Consider the following 16,016-nt stretch of genomic DNA (forward strand, 5'->3'; position numbering starts at 1 on the left):
CTTCTTAAATCACGTTATTGAAAGCCTGCCGCGCGCAACGAACGTGCAACGTTTTGCCCAAGCTGATGGTCCGCTGCAGGGTGCGCGCGCATGTAATCATCAACCGAAAAGTTCGGCTGTCTGCGGCGCAGTTCCTCTGCAACCTCTTTTGCCTCTTCGTCTCGACCCAAAAAGTGAAGTGCGGTGATCTTTGCCCGCAGCGTTGACAGATGCCGCTGGTTTCGGGCGAGCGAATTGTCGGCAAACTTCAAGGCCGTCTCGTAATCTTCCGCGGCCAGATATGCCGTCGCACTCAACGAGTCGAAATAGTATTTGAAGGGGTCGATCGGCGACAGCTGCCGCGCCTTTTCGGCCGCATGGACAGCTTGCGAGCCTGCATCCTGAAATGCGAACAACGTACCTCTCAGCAACCAGGAGAGTGCCTCGTTCGGATTGTGTTCGAGAGCCGTGGAATAGCGCTCCGAGGCGACGTCCAACCTTCTCAACAAGTTGTTGTGCGCGAACCCGTCAATCGTGAGGCAGAACGCACTTTCAGGATCGATATCGAGTGCCTTGGAGGTATTGCTGATCGCACCCTTCGTATCCTTTACCGGATCCGAACTCCAGCCATTGAACACGCTCAAGACGTGCCATTTGCCACGCCAGGCATGTACTTCAGCCGATTGCGGCGTTCTGGAAATGGCCTCATCAAGGATCTCCCGCGATTTTGCAAAATCACGCAAAGTCGGCCGGTGCATCAGGCTGACGCCGGCCATGAGCAGCCTGTGATCGGCAATTTCGCTGATCGGGCGTCCACGCACATAGTTCAGCGTATCGGACGCGATTGCACTGCCGACGGACCGCACGATATTCGACAGACCTTCACCGGCATCCTTCAGGAAATCCCGGCGATTGGTGCTGTATTGCCGCGTCCAGAGGATGCGGCCGGTTTCAGCGTCCAGAAAGTCGATATCCGTTATGACTTCCTCGTCGTCCTGCCGAATACTGCCGCACACGCAATAATCAACGGCGAGTTTCGAACGAACCGATCCGATGTCGATCTGGCGTCCAGCGAGCGCCCGGCTTGAAAGATGCGAAATCACCGCCAGAAGATTGGTCCGCGACAGGGAGCGGCAGATTTCCTCGGCAAACCAGTCTCCCAGCGCTATGAGTTCCGGATTGTTTTCGACGCTCAAAAGCGGAACGACCGTTACGGTAGGTACGGGCGGGCGTGGAATTGGTGACGACGGTGCCCGGAACAAGGCGCTGATCTGTTCCGGGTTGCTTCGTATCAGTTCCCGCCAGCTCAGGTAATCGGGTGCCGGAATGTCCAACCCTTCCAGGAAGGTTCCCTGCCCCGGTTTGCCCGAAAAGACGACATTGTTCAGGTCGAGGGTTACCTCGGAATTGTTGGTTGTGATCAGTTGGGCAAAATAGGGCCCAAGCGCCGCCTTGATATCGGCCAGGGCACGCCGCAGGCTTTGCCGGCCGGTGTCATAACTCGAGACGCCCCAGAGTGTTTCCTGCAGGAAGGTCCGGCTTCTGCACCCATGCGGTGCGGTTGCCAGCAATGCGAACAAGGCACGGTGTTTCTTGCCCGTGACGTCAAACGCCCCCGGTTCCAGGGAGCGTACGATGCAGGACCCGAACAAGCTGATTTCCAATATCTTTGCGCGCATGCCCCGTCGCCTCGAGAAAACTACGTATCTATAGAACAGCACTTATAGTCACTATCCAACAGCCTCACACTTTTTTCACGCTCCTTCGCGTGGAACAGCCACTAAACTCACGCCGTGAGGAACAGAACCGTGAGCAGGAAAATTGTCAGACAAAAATGCTATTATTGACGATGTTTCGGATGTTGTTGATTTCTTCCTGGCCTGGAACAATCATCGTGAAACCGTATTGAAGATTTCGGAAATGGACCAGCTGGACAGCGAGCAGAAGAAGACACTTCACTGGCTCGTCAAGATGGCGGACAGGGTCAGCCTGACCGATCTGGAGAAGGACGATCTGCATTAGGGCATGCAGGAATTCCTCGATGAACGGTCACGGCCTTAAGCCGCTGCCATAACGGAAACAGCTCAGGCGCGACACTGGCGACGGGTCGCGGAGCCTCTTTTCGTGCTTGTGCAGACGGCTCATCAGTTCCATCCCTAATTGCCTTGGCCCCGGTTTCGCCGGGACCGAGGCCGGTGCCGCATTCTGATTTTTGCTCACGGGGATGACTTTGCGGTATCATCCTTGCCACAAGAGGTGACTCGCGCGGGGTACGCTGCGTGAGCAGTCACCCGGTTGCGGACAATCAAAGCGGTTTCAGATCCAGAATTTCATGAAAACATATCCGGTCGCGTTCCTGCTCGTGCTTCTTTTTGCCTCCCTGATGCCCGCGCAAGTTTTTGCGCAGGATGACGGCGTGCGCGTCCCCAATTTCTGGGACCCCAAGGCGGTCAGCGACCGGCCGAATTCCATTCCGGACAAGATCCAGTTCCTGGCAACCGACAACTACCCGCCCTTCGTCTTCCGGGACCCGCAGGGCCGGCTCACCGGCTTCAATGTGGATCTGGCGCGTGCGCTGTGCCAGGAACTCGGCAGTTCATGCGCGCTCCGGATCAAGAATTTCAACGTGCTTCTTTCCGCCCTCGACGAGGAAGAAGGCGATGCGATCATTTCCGGTCTCTCCCGGGGCCTGCCGGCAACCCGGCGTCTCAATTTCACCGACGACTATCTCAAGCTGCCCGCACGGTTCGTGGTCGCGGCGGGCAAAGCCGGCAACTTCGATGAACAGGCGCTCAACGGCAAGAAAATCGCAGTGGTGACCGGCTCCCGCTATGAGGCTTTTGCGAACCGGTTCTGGCCGGAAGCCGACATTGTCGGGTTGGAAAGCGTGTCCCTGGCACGAGACGCCGTGAAGAACGGGGAGGCCGACGCCCATTTCGGCGATGGATTGAGCCTCGCCTTCTGGCTCCCGAGCGAAGCGGCCGCGTCCTGCTGTACGTTTGCCGGCGGTCCCTGGCTGGAGCCGGGCTATTTCGACCGGGGCATGGCGATCGCGACACGCCCGGAAGATACCGAGCGCGCGGCGGCGCTCAACTACGCGCTGACACAGCTTCAGCAAAAGGGCATCTACCGGGAACTCTACCTGCGCTATTTTCCGCTCAGCTTTTACTGATTGCTGCGCACATCCATCGCTTCGGACTTTTCGGATTTCGTTTTTGAACCGCCCAGGAAGGGAATCGCGAGACTGAAGGGGAACTGATGCGCCTTCGGGGTGAGCGGCGCGCCAAGGCCGATCTCCATGCCGTCATGGCCCTTTTCCGGCTGATCGACATAGGTGCCGAACATCCGATCCCAGATCGACAGGTAGAAGCCGTAATTGCTGTCCGTTTCCCGCCGGATTACCGAGTGATGGACACGGTGCATGTCCGGTGTCACGATGACCAGGCGCAAAATCCTGTCGAGCCAAAGAGGCAAGCGGACATTTGCATGTCCGAAGACGGCAGAGGCGTTCAGCACGATTTCAAAGATCAGCACCGCCTCGACCGGGCCGCCCAGAGCGACGATCACAAGCCCCTTCCAGACGAAAGACAGAAGGATCTCGATCGGATGGAACCTGAGCGCCGTCGTCGCATCGACTTCGCTGTCGGCGTGATGGACGCGGTGGATACGCCAGAACCAAGGGATCTTGTGGGACGCGACATGCTGGCCCCACACGGCAAAATCGAGCGCGAAAAACGTCAGGATACCGGCGAGCGCCCCCGACCAGCCAAGCAGTCCGAACAGGCCCCAGCCGTTTTCCTGCGCCAGCAGCGCGAGCCCGACACCTCCGATCGGAAAGATCAAGCGCACCAGAAGGGAGTCCAGCAGGATCAGGCCCCAGTTTGTCGGCCAGCGTTTCAATCGCCCGTTTTCCAGACGGCGCCGGGGCAAACCTGCTTCCAGCAACGCCATCACCAGAAAAATGCCGGCAAAGCAGGCCATGCGTAGCTGGTTTATGTCGATCTGTTCAAACATTCCGTCTCGTGTCCGCTGGCCCTTCAAGGCACCTTGCCAAGTCCCGAAAGGCGCGCTAGTCACCTGAATCTGAAGTTCGCTTCGGAGGCTGCAGAAGCAATGATGCGAATTTCAAATTCACCGCACCAGGGCAACTGGCAACGGGATCTTTTATTTCACCATTCGTGAAAATATAGCCCACACTCCCAAAAAAGAAGCTGCGACAGATCACATCACCATGAGCGACTTTCTCTGGACCCGTCCCGAAACCGAACCTGCGGCAACGCTGCTGATGGCGCATGGCGCCGGAGCACCCATGGATTCTGCGTTCATGGAAAAACTCGCCAACGCGCTCGCCGCTGAGGGCGTTGCTGTGGCGCGCTTCGAGTTCGCCTACATGGCCGGGCGGCGCACCGGCGGCCCCAAAAAGCCGCCGCCGCGCGCGGATCGCCTGACCGGAGAGTTTCAGACCGCACTTCAAACCCTTCTCAGAGACAGCGGCGGCCCGTTGCTTCTGGGCGGCAAATCGATGGGCGGACGCGTTGCGGCGATGCTCGGCGGAGGTGGTTCGCTCCCGCAAAGGGTACGCGGCATCTGCTGCTTCGGCTATCCGTTTCACCCCACCGGCAAACCGGACGCCGAATGGCGTCTGTCGCCGCTAGAGGAAAGCAAGCGACCGGTTCTCGTTCTTCAGGGAGACCGGGACCCGTTCGGGTCGAAGGTGGAACTCGATGCGGTGGCTCTGCCGGGGAGCGTTACCCTGACCTACCTGGAAGACGGCAATCACGACTTCGGCCCGCGCGGAAAATCGCCGGCGACGCTGGACGGCAACATTCAAAAGGCTGCCAAGGAAGTCGCGTCGTTCACAGGATCACTCGCTGATTAAGCCCATCATTCGGCAGGCGTCACGCTCCGGCCGCTCCCCGGCAGGGCATGCCGGTTTTGACGTCTGCTCAGGAAAATAACCCGGCCAATATCATCACCGATCATGACAAGCGCCGGCACGAGCACAAGGACAAGCGCGGTCGCGGTCGCCAGGCCAAACACGATCGTGATGGCCATGGGCAGCAGGAACTGGGCCTGCAGGCTGGTTTCGAACATGAGCGGCAACAACCCGCCAATGGTTGTCATCGAGGTCAACAGGACGGCACGCAGACGATCGCAACTGGCACCGATTGCCGCCGCATCCAGATCCTCACCTCCCGATAGACGCTCTTCAAAACGCGCGACAAGGATGATCGAGTTGTTCACGAGAATGCCGGCCAGTCCGAGCAGCCCGATCATGCTGAGGATGGTCAGGTTGAAGCCCATCGCGTAGTGCCCGACAATCGCGCCGACGATGCCGAAGGGAATGATCGACATCACCACAACAGGCCTTGAATAGCTTCCGAAGATCGCCGCCAGAATAATGTAGATCCCGGCCACGGCCATGAGGATGCCGGTCAGGAGATCGGAAAATGCGTTCGACTGTTCTTCCGCCCGTCCGGCAAAGGAGTATTCCAGACCGTATTTCTGCGACAAAGCCGGCAGGAATTCCTTGTTCAGTTCCGCGATGATCTCGTTGTTCGAGGTGATCGTGCTGTCGACATCGGCAACGACCGTGACAACAGTGCGGCCATCGCGCCGCAGGATCACGGAAAAGCCCTGTGCATCGGTCAGATCGACGATCTCCGTCAGCGGGACGAACTCGCCTGCGGGCGTGCGCAGGGAAAGTTGTCTCAGCGCCGCGGTGCCGTCCGCATCGAACACCTGTTTGACCCTGACGGAAACCTCCTCGTCGCCTTCGGCAAAGCGCCGGGCGATGTTGCCCTCAAAGGCGTTGCGGATCTGCCGGGCCGCGCTTTCAACGGTAAAGCCAAGCGCCCGGCCACGCGGGGTGAGTTCAACCAGCAGCTCCGGCTTGCCCCAGGGGAGATCGTCCTCCACGGCGCTCGTGCCCGGGAATGCGGAGAGTTCCTCCTGCAGTTCTTCGGCTGCTGCCTTCAACTCCTGCAAGGACGCGCCGGTCAGTCGAATGTCGAGGTCACGACCCGGTGGACCGCCACGCCGTTCCGCGACAGCGACGCGAGCCGCTCCTGGAATTGCGGGCAGCGCCGCGCGCCAGGCGCGAACGATCTCCGGCGTGCGGATCGTGCGATCCTCCGAACGGCTCAGCTGAACGGAAATGTTTGCGACGTTGTCGCCGCGATTGTTCCCTGCCTGTCCGAGGGTCGCATATGTCGCATTCACCAGCGTCTCGCCGTTGTCGCGGGTCAGATCGGCTTCGGCGTCCTTGAGCGCCTGCTCGATCCTTGCAATGCCTTCGATCGCCTCGGCTTCGGGGATGCCGGCATGGAAGAAGACCGACGCGGTCAGGTTTTCTGCTTCCGGAGACGGGAAAAAGGTGAAACCGACGCGGCCGCCGCGGACGAGCCCCACCGCGAGAACCATTGCCGCAATTGCAACGGCAAGCGTCACGTACCGCCAGTGAACGGCCAGGGAGACAAAGGCCCGGAACGGATAATCGCGGACCCAGCCGAAACCGGTGTCGAACCCGCGCCGGAACCAGCTTTGCCGCGCCGGATCCCGTTCTTGCTGTTTCCTGCGGCGCAACGCCATCAGCAACGTCTCGAAAGCAAGGGCAAAGATAAAGCAGACGCCAATCACGATCATCTCGAACACGAACACGCCCGCCGTGTCCCGCAAGCTGCGCAGGGGATCGTCAACGACATCAAGATAAGGCGGCACGGAGATGTCCGGCTGCGCGACAAGCGCACTCAGGAAGAAGGCCGGTACGCCGGCAACGATCACGACGCGCCACCAGCTCCAGCCGGGCCTGCGCCCGAGCGCGTGCGAAAGGTGACCCGGCAGCACGAGGAAACACTCGATCAGCGAGGCAATCACAACCGCGATCACGACGATGGGCAGCGTGCCCATGATCTGCCCGAGCACATCGCCGATCAGGAGTATGGGCAGAAAGGCCGCGATCGTTGTCAGACTTGCCGCAAAGATCGGGGCCAGCATCGTGGTCGCGCCGTTGACCGCCGCTTCATCAGGGTCGTCGCCCATGCTCTGGCGTGTCGCCGTATGCTCACCAACCACAATGGCATCATCGACAATGACACCCAGCATCATGATCAGCGCGAACATGGAGATCATGTTGATGCTCTCGCCCATGAGCCACATGATCCCGAGCGTTGCCATCATCGCCACCGGAATGCCGGCGGCGACCCAAAGCGCTATCCTGGCATTCAGGAAAAGAAACAGGATGGCGACAACCAGTACCAGCCCGGTCAGGCCGTTTTCGAGCAGAAGCGTAATGCGGCCCTTCACGGCGTCGGCACGCACATCGTATTTCAGGATTTCCAGGGTCTGCGGCAGCTGCTGGGAAATCTCGGCAAGATAGTCGTCGACGATCTGCGCAGCTTTCAGCGTGTCGGTTTTCTCGGTCCTGAGAATTTGCAGCTCAATCGCGCGGGTTCCATTGGAAAATCCCTGGTTCTCGCTGGAATCGAAGTCCCTGACAACGGTTCCTATATCATCGACGAGGGTCTTCTCGCCGGAGGCGAAAGACTTGACCTCCACCCTGCCGACGGCTTCCGGGGAGCGGTCTTCGGAAAGGGCGCGGATCTGTCTTTCAACATCGCCGTCCAGATTGCCGGCAGGCACGTCGATCGTGTTTCCGGCAATCTGACCCGCAACGTCAGAGATCGTCAGGTCGAGACGCCTCAATTCCCGCTCCGGAATCTCGACCAGATATTCCGGCGCGCGGTAGCCATAAAGCTCGACCTTGTCGATGCCGCGCGCAAGCAGATCGTCGCGCATCTGGCGCGCGAACACCTTGAGCGCCTGCTCCGAAAAGGGGCCGCGCAGCGCGATCGTTGCAACACCGTCGGTAAAGGTGGATGCTGACACGACCGGTGTTTCGGAATCAACCGGCAATGTCGTGACGCCGGAAATCGCCTGCTCCACGTCCGACAGCGCCTGCTGCATGTTGGTGCCTTCGATGAACTCCATCTGCACCGATGCGGCCCCTTCGCGGCCATAGGAGACGATCTCGTCGAGCCCGTCGATGAAACGCAGTTCCGGCTCAATCACCTCTAGAATGTTCGTGGTGACATCCTCGGCACTCGCACCCGGCCAGATCACCGAAACGGAGATCCTGTCGGTCTTCACGGTCGGAAAGAACTGGGTGTTCAGCTTCGCCAACCCGTAGGCCCCAAAGAGCACCATCACCACCATGATGAGATTGGCGGCATTTGCGTGCCGGACAATCAGTTCAAGAAAGCCTCTGGACCGGATCTGTCTCATCGCCGTGCCCCCGTCTACTGCGCGTCGGCGTTGCGATTGCCCGCCGTTTGCGCAGCGCCGTCTTCGCCCTGGGGTGTCGGCGCTTCGCGTGCGGAAACAGCCACGTCATTGACCAGCAGGCCCGCTCCTGCCTCAGGAATGCGTGTTGTCAGCAGGGTTTCCCCGGGCTGGAGATTTCCTCTCACCAGAATGAAACCATCATCAATGGCCAGGGCCTCGACCTTGCGCGGTTCGAGCCGACTGTCCTTGACGACATAGACCGTGCCTTCGCCGTAATATCCGGTTTCTGGAATGCGAAAGCTTTGCAGATAGGTCTGATCCGGCAGCGATACCTCGACAAACGCACCCGGGCGCAATGGCACCGCGGCATCCGTATTGTCGATCGCGGCAATCAGTTCCACGCCGCCGCGCGTGCTGGCAACATCGGCACCCACGCGGGATACCTTTGCCGGATAGGTGACAGGCGTGTTGCCCAGATACCAGGTCACGTTGACGGGACGGCCAATGACGGTTCCGCTGTCCGCAAGCAGTCGGCCGTACTGGTTGTCGGAGAGCGTGAAGCGGACTTCGAACTCATCACTGCTGTAAAGCGACACCACCGCGTCATTGACGCTGACCAGACGACCGGGCTCGGCCGCCTCCGTGCGCACAACGGCGTCGAAGGGAGCCCTCAGGATCGTGTTGTCGAGCTGACGGTTCGCGTTTTCAAGACCCCATTCGAGGCGCTTTACGGTTGCCGTCTGCTGCACGACCTTGGCTTGTTCAAGCGCGAGAGAGTTCTGACGCTGCTCGACCGCCTGCTGGCGCTGTGAAACGAGCAATCGCCTGTCGTCAACCGTTCGTTCCGTCACCGCACCGCGTCCGATCAGTTCCTCGGCACGTTCCAGGTCCCTTTCCGCAAACTCAAGCTGTTCCTGCGCACGGACAACATTGGCCTTTTCCAGTTCAACGCGGCCTTCGCTTTCGACCAGCCCGGCGTTTGCCTCGGCAAGGTTGGCTTCCGCCTCGGTCACGGCCCCCTCGTAGTCGAAGCGATCGATCGCAACGAGCAAGTCTCCTTGCGAAACGTGGCCCCCGGCTTTCAGGTCGGGATGAACTTCCGTGACCTCTCCGCCAACGAGCGACCGGAGTTCGACTTCGCGCCCTGCCGCGGTTTCACCGAAGACGCGGATGTCGGGTGCGAAATCACCCAGTTCCAGAACCGTGGTGACGACCGCGTAGCTGCGTTCCTGGATCGGCCGCTTGGCAACTTCGGGCTTGGTTGCCACGAGCGTTTTCATGCCCATGAATGCGCCCACCAGGATCGCGAAGGCGATCAAGGCCTGAAGGAGAGCTTTGAGGATCAGCATCACCCTTCGCCAGCCGTTTCCCGGTTGCGGGTCGGCTGGGGGGAGGAATTCGGAAACCGGTTCCTTTCCGGGTTCCTGAGGCAAGGACTGCAACATTGTCTGCGTTCCGGACTACCGTTTCCTGGGCAAAGTTTAGAACTGCGTGCTTGCAGATAGATTTACTTCGCACTGCAAAATTCAAGTCCCGCATACGCCCTGGCACGCAAGATGACACCTTCAAAAGTGTAACGAAATGTGTCTGAAGACTCAAAATTGTCCCGCGGTCCGGGAGATCAGCGGTCGAAATCGTATTTCGCGTTGCAGAATTCACAGGTCACTTCGATCCTGCCATTCACGGTCATTTCGTCGATTTCTTCCACGCTGAAGCCTGCCAGCACGCCCTCTATCTTTTCGCGTGAACAGCGGCACTTGTCCGCCAGCGGCTGCGCATCGAACAGACGGACGCCACGCTCGTGGAACAGCCGGAAAAGCAGCATCTCGACGCTGACTTCCGGATCGGTCAGTTCATCGTCCTGAACGGTATCCACCAGCACCTTGGCCTCGACCCAGGCATCGTCTTCTTCCACCTCGTGCGGCACGGTGCCTTCCGGCGCGTCCCCGGGATCGATATCGGCCTGCTTCAGGCGCTCGGGCGCTTCGGGCAGAAACTGAATGAGAATACCACCGGCGGTCCAGGTCCTGGCGTGACCCTCCCCTTCCTTGCGCGTATAGAGTTCTCCGACACCAAGACGCACTTCCGTCGGGATCTGCTCCGATCGCTCGAAATAGCGCCGTGCGACTTCCTCAAGCGAAATGCCGTCAAGCTCGACCAGCCCCTGGTAGCGCTGCATATGCTGACCCTGATCGATGGTCATCGCCAGATGACCATGGCCGAGCAATGCCTCGGGCGTCGCCTTGCCGGCCGCCATCAGCGCCTGAACACGGTCATTGTCAAAGGTCGCGCAGGCCCGGATTGCGTCGGGAGACGCAAAATCGACCACCAGCATGGAGACGGGACCCTCGGTCTGGGTCTGGAGCGTGAACCGGCCGTCGAATTTCAGCGAGGTGCCGAGCAGACCGGTCAGGACAATCGCTTCCGCCAGAAGCCGGGAGACCGGTTCGGGATAGTCATGCCGTCCGAGAATGCCATCCAGGACAGGTCCGAACGCCACGGCGCGTCCGCGCACATCCAGTTCCTCGACGGCAAAGGGCCGGACAGCGTCCAGCCCCGCGGGTGCGATACCCAGTTCTTCAAGATTCAATGCCACGTCGGCTTTGCCTCAATCCTTGCCGAAGCACCAGGCCAGAATGCCCTTTTGGGCGTGCAGCCTGTTTTCGGCTTCATCAAACACCACCGAATTGGGGCCATCCATGACCTCGGACGTGACTTCCTCGCCGCGATGCGCGGGCAGGCAGTGCATGAAGAGCGCATTGCCGTTTGCTTCCGACATCAGACGCTCGTTGACCTGATACGCACTCAAGAGGTTGTGGCGCGATTCAGAATCGTCGTCGCCCATGGATACCCAGCAATCTGTGATCACACAGTCGGTTCCCTTGACCGCCTCATATGGGTCCGTTGTCACCTGAATGGAACCCCCTTTGGCGCGCGCGACGTCGATTAGCTCCTGCGGCGGAGCGAGTTCGCCCGGGGTTGCGATACGCAGCTCGAAATCGAAGCGCGGCGCGGCGTGGATCCAGGAGGCAAGGACATTGTTGCTGTCGCCCGTCCAGGCAACACTTTTGCCCCGGATCGAACCGCGGTGCTCTTCGAATGTCATCAGGTCGGCCATGATCTGGCACGGATGCGAGATCTTGGTGAGACCGTTGATCACCGGAACCGTGGCATGCTCTGCCAGTTGATTCAGCTCATCGTGATCCAGGATCCGGATCATGATGGCATCGACGAAGCGCGAGAGAACCTTGGCGGTATCGCTTATCGATTCCCCGCGCCCGAGTTGCATCTCCGCACCGGTGAGCATGAGCGTCTCGCCGCCGAGTTCGCGCATGCCGACATCGAAGGAGATGCGCGTGCGCGTGGACGGCTGCTCGAAGATCATCGCCAGGACCTTGCCGGCAAGCGGTCCCTCGCCGCGGCGGACGCCGTTGCGGGTTGCCTTGATCTTTTTCGCGGTCTGAAGGATGGCACGCAGTTCGTCGCCTTCGAACTGCGTCAGGTCCAGGAAGTTCCGGTAAGCTCCGTTGGCGGTCATTCGGCCGCTCCTTCCACCAGCTTCGCTTCAACGACCTGTGCGGCCTGTTCCAGGCGCTCCACGGCTGTCGCAATCTCTTCTTCGGTCATGGTCAGCGGCGGCATGATCCGGACGACGTTGTCGCCTGCAGGAACCGCCAGAAGGCCCGCTTCCCGCGCCGCGGCGACATAGTCACCTGCCGGCACAACGCATCTCAGTCCGAGCATCAGTCCCATGCCTCGCACCTGATCGAGAACCTGGGGATGCCCGTCAACGAGGCCGGCGAGTTTCTGTTTGAAGCTGAGCCCCTTCTTCTGAACATCCTCCATGAACCCGTCAGCCAGGATCACGTCGAGAACAGCATTGCCGACCGCCATGGCGAGCGGGTTGCCGCCGAAGGTGGTCCCGTGGGTCCCAGGCGCCAGCGCGGTTGCCGTTTCGGCGGTTGCCAGGCACGCGCCGACGGGAAATCCGCCGCCGATACCCTTTGCGACAGCCATGATGTCCGGACTGATGCCCGCCCATTCATGCGCAAACAGCTTGCCGGTCCGGCCGACGCCGGTCTGGATCTCGTCGAATATGAGCAGGATGCCCTGATCGTCGCAGATCTGCCGCAGGGCGCGCAGGAAGTCGGGCTGGATCTCGCGAATACCGCCCTCGCCCTGGATGGGCTCGATGGCGAGCGCGGCAGTCTGAGGCCCGATCGCGGCCTTCAGCGCATCCAGATCACCTGCCGGAACCTGATCGAAACCCGGCGCCTTCGGCCCAAATCCCTCCAGGTATTTTTCCTGGCCGCCGGCGGCGATCGTGCCGAGCGTCCGGCCGTGGAATGCGCCTTCGAAGGTGATGATCTGATACCGGTCCGGCTGACCGTTGTCGTAATGATACCGGCGCGCGCATTTGATCGCTGCTTCCATCGCCTCGGCACCGGAGTTCACAAAAAGCACCTTGTCGGCAAAACTCGCCTCGGCGAGCCGCCGCGCCAGACGTTCACCCTCGGGCATCTGGTGCAGATTGGAGACGTGCCAGAGCTTTGCCGCCTGCTCCTGCAGGGCCGCAACGAGATGCGGATGGCTGTGACCGCAGGAGTTCACCGCGATGCCGGACCCGCAGTCGAGGAATCGTCGGCCGTCGGTCGTAACCAGCCAGACACCTTCCCCGTGATCGAATGTCAGGTTCGATCTTGCGTAGTTTCCGAATAGTGCAGTCGCGGACATAACCTCGTGTAACTCCCTAGAGCATTCTGGCTGCTGTCAGTGCAAGCCGGTGGCTCCTTGCGTTTGAAATCAACCAGGACAATGAGCCGGCCATCCCGGCCGCGCATTCCCGGATCTGGAAAAGCTTATCGCCGCAACGAAACATGCGTTTCGCACCGATGCGTCCCGAAAGTGGAAATAAGCCAAAACGCAACGTGCCGCCCCGAAGAGGCGGCACGTTGCGCTCTTGTTATACACCGTCATCACGGTGATCTGTCAATGGCCCGCGCGCGCGGAAGCTCCGAAACCGAATTCGTAAAATTCCCGAAGAGCTTACCATAACTGGGGAAAAGTCGTTTCATCCCCAACTGCTTTGCGCGCAACGGTTGCCTGCCAAATTAACGTTATTGTAACCTTTGGCCTATCAGACACGAGATCTCGTGGGACAAACCATCCAGAGGCACAAGATATGCCACACTGGACGTGTGGGTGCACGTCCTTCAGGGGATGATTGGCTTTTTGAGCCAGACAAAAGGGTGCGGGCAATGAGTTGGACGAACGAACGGGTTGAACTGCTCAAGAAACTTTGGAGCGAAGGCCTGAGCGCAAGCCAGATCGCAGGCGAACTTGGCGGTGTGACGCGAAACGCGGTCATCGGAAAGGTGCATCGGCTCGGGTTGTCGGGCCGCGCCAAGACGTCCAGTTCGGCCGGCAAACCCCGCCGTCCACGCGCAGCCGCACCGGCAGCGGGCGGTGCGCCGAAAAAGCCGGTTAGTCCGCCGCAGTCGGTCGGTGCAACGGCACTGAAGGCTGATACTGCGCCGGATCCCGTGGTCGAGCTCAAGCCGCGTGTGGAACCGGTGCCTGAAATGGTCGTGCCGATATCGGAACGTGCCAGCATTCTCACGCTGACCGAGCGCACCTGCAAATGGCCGATCGGAGATCCGGCAACGGACGACTTCTATTTCTGTGGCCGGCAGTCGGACCCCAACGTGCCCTACTGCACTTATCACTGCAAAATTGCCTATCAGCCCGTCGCCGACCGCAGGCGCGACCGCAAGACCGTCGCCCGGGCTTCCTGACGTAAACCGCATCGATTTTAAGAAACCCGCCGAACGGCGGGTTTTTTGTATTTATTTACCTTACCTAGAGAAACATCTCTTATTGCGTCACCCATATACCCTTCTGTGACCGATATTACAGATAATCCCTGAAACTCTTCTAACTTGAAGCCATCAATGACACAGAGTTGCTTGAATACATAAGAACTCTGAATCTCATTTTCGGAATTTTACATTCCTGGCGACTAAACTATTAGAGGATCAGAATGAAATATCTTACAAAAACCGCCGTTACCGCACTAGCACTCGGTTTGACTGTTTCCACGCCTGGCCTTGCGGACCCCTCCTCCATGTTCATTCTGGATGCTTCCGGGTCAATGTGGGGCCGTCTGGATGATGGGCGTCACAAGATCACGGCTGCACGCGAAGTCATGGGCGACCTTACGTCAAAGCTTCCCGCTTCGCTGAATGCTGGCCTGATCGCCTACGGCCATAGACGCAAAGGGGACTGCTCAGACATTGAAGTGGTCCACCCGGTGTCGGCTGCAGGTGGCGCGGTTATCGGAACCAAGATCGGGTCTATCTCGCCACGCGGAAAAACGCCGATTACGGAAGCACTGCGTCTCGCCGCCGACACGCTGACCGGAAACGAGGAGGACAGAACCATCGTTCTGGTCAGCGATGGAATCGAGACTTGCGAAGGCGATCCCTGCGCCCTTGCGGAAGCGCTTCACAAATCAGATGCCGGACTCAAGATTCACGTGGTTGGATATGGCGTAGACGCGAAGGCGCAGAACCAGCTGCAATGTGTCGCCGAGAAGGGTGGCGGAGCGTATTTCACGGCGAACGATACCTCCGGTCTCACCGACGCTCTCACCCAGGTCACCGAGAGCATATCCAATCAGAAAGAAATCGTTGTTGAAGCGCCGGAAGTCACGGCAACCGCAAGCACGATCCAGCTGCAGATCGCCGGCCCTGGAACCATCAAGCTGAAACTCGCCGACTGGGCCCAGATGCCCAAGTACTGGAAAATCACCAACCCGGAAACCGCGGAAGAAATGGCGAAGGTCACCGAAGACAGCGTTTCCGCCATGCCGGGATCATATCAGCTTGTCTGGCGGCATCTCGAACATGGTGCGCAGGAAGTGACACTTCCCGAAGTGGTGTCCGTTACATCGGGTCAAACGACCGAAGTATCCATCGACACCGGTCTCCAGCTTGTACCGCCAACTGGTCAGGACAAACCGTATTACTGGCAATTGCTGACCAATGACAGCGATCTTGAAAACGGCTTCAGAAAAAGAGAACCCGCCGCCTGGTATTGGGTCTGGGACGCCGTGCCGGTTCCCCCTGGTGAATACACGCTGATTGTGCGTCAAAGCGAGCATGATCATTCTGAGGTAAATCTCGGGAAGATCTCACTGGAAAAAGGAAAGTTGCAACAGATTGCACTCGATCAGGGTCTCAATCTTTACTGGAATGAGGACTGGGACGGCATCTCCTATCTCAAGGTCACGGACTCAAGCGGTGTTGAAACCAAGTTCGACGGACGCGGTCCCGTGTTCCTGGCACCAGGCACCTATGATCTTGCGTTGCGGCTGACCGAACACAATCACACGGAGGCGGACTTCGGCACGATCACTGTTCCCGAACAAGGATTTGTCGACGCCAAGCTGACATCCGGGATCAGGTTCGACACACAGATCCCTGGAGAGATCAAGGTCACCGCCAGAAATCTCGACACCGGCCGCGAAGCGTCAATCAACTGGAGCGGGACTTCCAGAAACCCTTGGCCGCCCATGCCGCTCGGCGCGGGGCGCTACCAGATCGATATGCAGATAAAGGGCTCTGCGCCCATGACGATCGTGCCGGAAGTCACGATTGAGCCAGGACAATTCATCACAGCAAAGATGTGAGGCAATGCTCTCGAAAATACCCGCTGTTCCAGCGGGTATTTTTTTGACCTTGCAGTCGGACGAC

The 16,016-nt window shown here is 59.4% G+C and carries 12 protein-coding genes; 5 read left to right on the forward strand and 7 right to left on the reverse strand.

All coding sequences use genetic code 11. The features are described from left to right. Nucleotides 1–14 precede the first annotated feature (14 nt). Nucleotides 15–1,658, reverse strand: a complete 1,644-nt coding sequence (locus RBB49_RS01145) for a hypothetical protein (RefSeq protein WP_306140812.1) — start codon at nucleotides 1,656–1,658, stop codon at nucleotides 15–17. Between the two features lie 142 nt (nucleotides 1,659–1,800). Here RBB49_RS01145 and RBB49_RS01150 point away from each other — a divergent pair, with 142 nt between their 5' ends. Both RBB49_RS01150 and RBB49_RS01155 read left to right on the forward strand, forming a co-directional pair. Then, on the forward strand, nucleotides 1,801–2,001 hold the full coding sequence (locus RBB49_RS01150; RefSeq protein ID WP_306140813.1) for a hypothetical protein: 201 nt from the start codon (nucleotides 1,801–1,803) through the stop codon (nucleotides 1,999–2,001). Between the two features lie 310 nt (nucleotides 2,002–2,311). Then, nucleotides 2,312–3,151: a transporter substrate-binding domain-containing protein gene (locus RBB49_RS01155; RefSeq protein WP_306140814.1), complete on the forward strand. Its 840-nt coding sequence runs from the start codon at nucleotides 2,312–2,314 to the stop codon at nucleotides 3,149–3,151. Here RBB49_RS01155 and RBB49_RS01160 read toward each other — a convergent pair. Then, nucleotides 3,145–3,993: a sterol desaturase family protein gene (locus RBB49_RS01160; protein WP_306140815.1), complete on the reverse strand. Its 849-nt coding sequence runs from the start codon at nucleotides 3,991–3,993 to the stop codon at nucleotides 3,145–3,147. The two genes, RBB49_RS01155 and RBB49_RS01160, sit on opposite strands and share 7 nt — an antisense overlap. Nucleotides 3,994–4,210: 217 nt before the next feature. Here RBB49_RS01160 and RBB49_RS01165 point away from each other — a divergent pair, with 217 nt between their 5' ends. After that, entirely contained in the window at nucleotides 4,211–4,858 is a 648-nt protein-coding gene (locus RBB49_RS01165; RefSeq protein WP_306140816.1) for an alpha/beta family hydrolase, read from the forward strand. Nucleotides 4,859–4,863: 5 nt separating this feature from the next. Here the strand turns inward: RBB49_RS01165 and RBB49_RS01170 are convergent, their stop codons facing one another. From RBB49_RS01170 to RBB49_RS01190, 5 genes are all read right to left on the reverse strand, one after another. Then, a complete protein-coding gene (locus RBB49_RS01170) occupies nucleotides 4,864–8,262 on the reverse strand; it encodes an efflux RND transporter permease subunit (RefSeq protein ID WP_306140817.1) in 3,399 nt (1,132 codons plus the stop codon). A gap of 14 nt (nucleotides 8,263–8,276) precedes the next feature. Further along, nucleotides 8,277–9,611, reverse strand: coding sequence for an efflux RND transporter periplasmic adaptor subunit (locus RBB49_RS01175; RefSeq protein ID WP_306140818.1), 1,335 nt, complete (start codon nucleotides 9,609–9,611; stop codon nucleotides 8,277–8,279). 272 nt (nucleotides 9,612–9,883) lie between these two features. After that, nucleotides 9,884–10,858, reverse strand: a complete 975-nt coding sequence (locus RBB49_RS01180; protein WP_306140819.1) for an Hsp33 family molecular chaperone — start codon at nucleotides 10,856–10,858, stop codon at nucleotides 9,884–9,886. 12 nt (nucleotides 10,859–10,870) lie between these two features. Further along, a complete protein-coding gene (gene argF, locus RBB49_RS01185) occupies nucleotides 10,871–11,800 on the reverse strand; it encodes an ornithine carbamoyltransferase (RefSeq protein ID WP_306140820.1) in 930 nt (309 codons plus the stop codon). After that, nucleotides 11,797–12,996, reverse strand: coding sequence for an aspartate aminotransferase family protein (locus RBB49_RS01190; protein WP_306140821.1), 1,200 nt, complete (start codon nucleotides 12,994–12,996; stop codon nucleotides 11,797–11,799). The genes argF and RBB49_RS01190 overlap by 4 nt, the downstream gene beginning before the upstream one ends. A gap of 524 nt (nucleotides 12,997–13,520) precedes the next feature. Here RBB49_RS01190 and RBB49_RS01195 point away from each other — a divergent pair. Continuing rightward, the gene (locus RBB49_RS01195; protein WP_306140822.1) at nucleotides 13,521–14,057 is read left to right on the forward strand and encodes a GcrA family cell cycle regulator; all 537 of its coding nucleotides are present in this window, start codon (nucleotides 13,521–13,523) and stop codon (nucleotides 14,055–14,057) included. Nucleotides 14,058–14,302: 245 nt separating this feature from the next. Continuing rightward, a complete protein-coding gene (locus RBB49_RS01200; RefSeq protein ID WP_306140823.1) occupies nucleotides 14,303–15,952 on the forward strand; it encodes a VWA domain-containing protein in 1,650 nt (549 codons plus the stop codon). Nucleotides 15,953–16,016 lie beyond the last annotated feature (64 nt).

Origin of the sequence: Roseibium sp. MMSF_3412 (assembly GCF_030733265.1) — a bacterium.
Classification (GTDB): Bacteria; Pseudomonadota; Alphaproteobacteria; order Rhizobiales; family Stappiaceae; genus Roseibium.

What these genes read in the sequence shown, in the direction of transcription:
- RBB49_RS01160 (WP_306140815.1), bottom strand. Translation starts at nt 3,993, where the DNA reads ATGTTTGAACAGATCGACATAAACCAGCTACGCATGGCCTGCTTTGCC.
- RBB49_RS01190 (WP_306140821.1), bottom strand. Translation starts at nt 12,996, where the DNA reads ATGTCCGCGACTGCACTATTCGGAAACTACGCAAGATCGAACCTGACA.
- argF (WP_306140820.1), bottom strand. Translation starts at nt 11,800, where the DNA reads ATGACCGCCAACGGAGCTTACCGGAACTTCCTGGACCTGACGCAGTTC.
- RBB49_RS01195 (WP_306140822.1), top strand. Translation starts at nt 13,521, where the DNA reads ATGAGTTGGACGAACGAACGGGTTGAACTGCTCAAGAAACTTTGGAGC.
- RBB49_RS01165 (WP_306140816.1), top strand. Translation starts at nt 4,211, where the DNA reads ATGAGCGACTTTCTCTGGACCCGTCCCGAAACCGAACCTGCGGCAACG.
- RBB49_RS01175 (WP_306140818.1), bottom strand. Translation starts at nt 9,611, where the DNA reads ATGCTGATCCTCAAAGCTCTCCTTCAGGCCTTGATCGCCTTCGCGATC.
- RBB49_RS01155 (WP_306140814.1), top strand. Translation starts at nt 2,312, where the DNA reads ATGAAAACATATCCGGTCGCGTTCCTGCTCGTGCTTCTTTTTGCCTCC.
- RBB49_RS01170 (WP_306140817.1), bottom strand. Translation starts at nt 8,262, where the DNA reads ATGAGACAGATCCGGTCCAGAGGCTTTCTTGAACTGATTGTCCGGCAC.
- RBB49_RS01200 (WP_306140823.1), top strand. Translation starts at nt 14,303, where the DNA reads ATGAAATATCTTACAAAAACCGCCGTTACCGCACTAGCACTCGGTTTG.
- RBB49_RS01145 (WP_306140812.1), bottom strand. Translation starts at nt 1,658, where the DNA reads ATGCGCGCAAAGATATTGGAAATCAGCTTGTTCGGGTCCTGCATCGTA.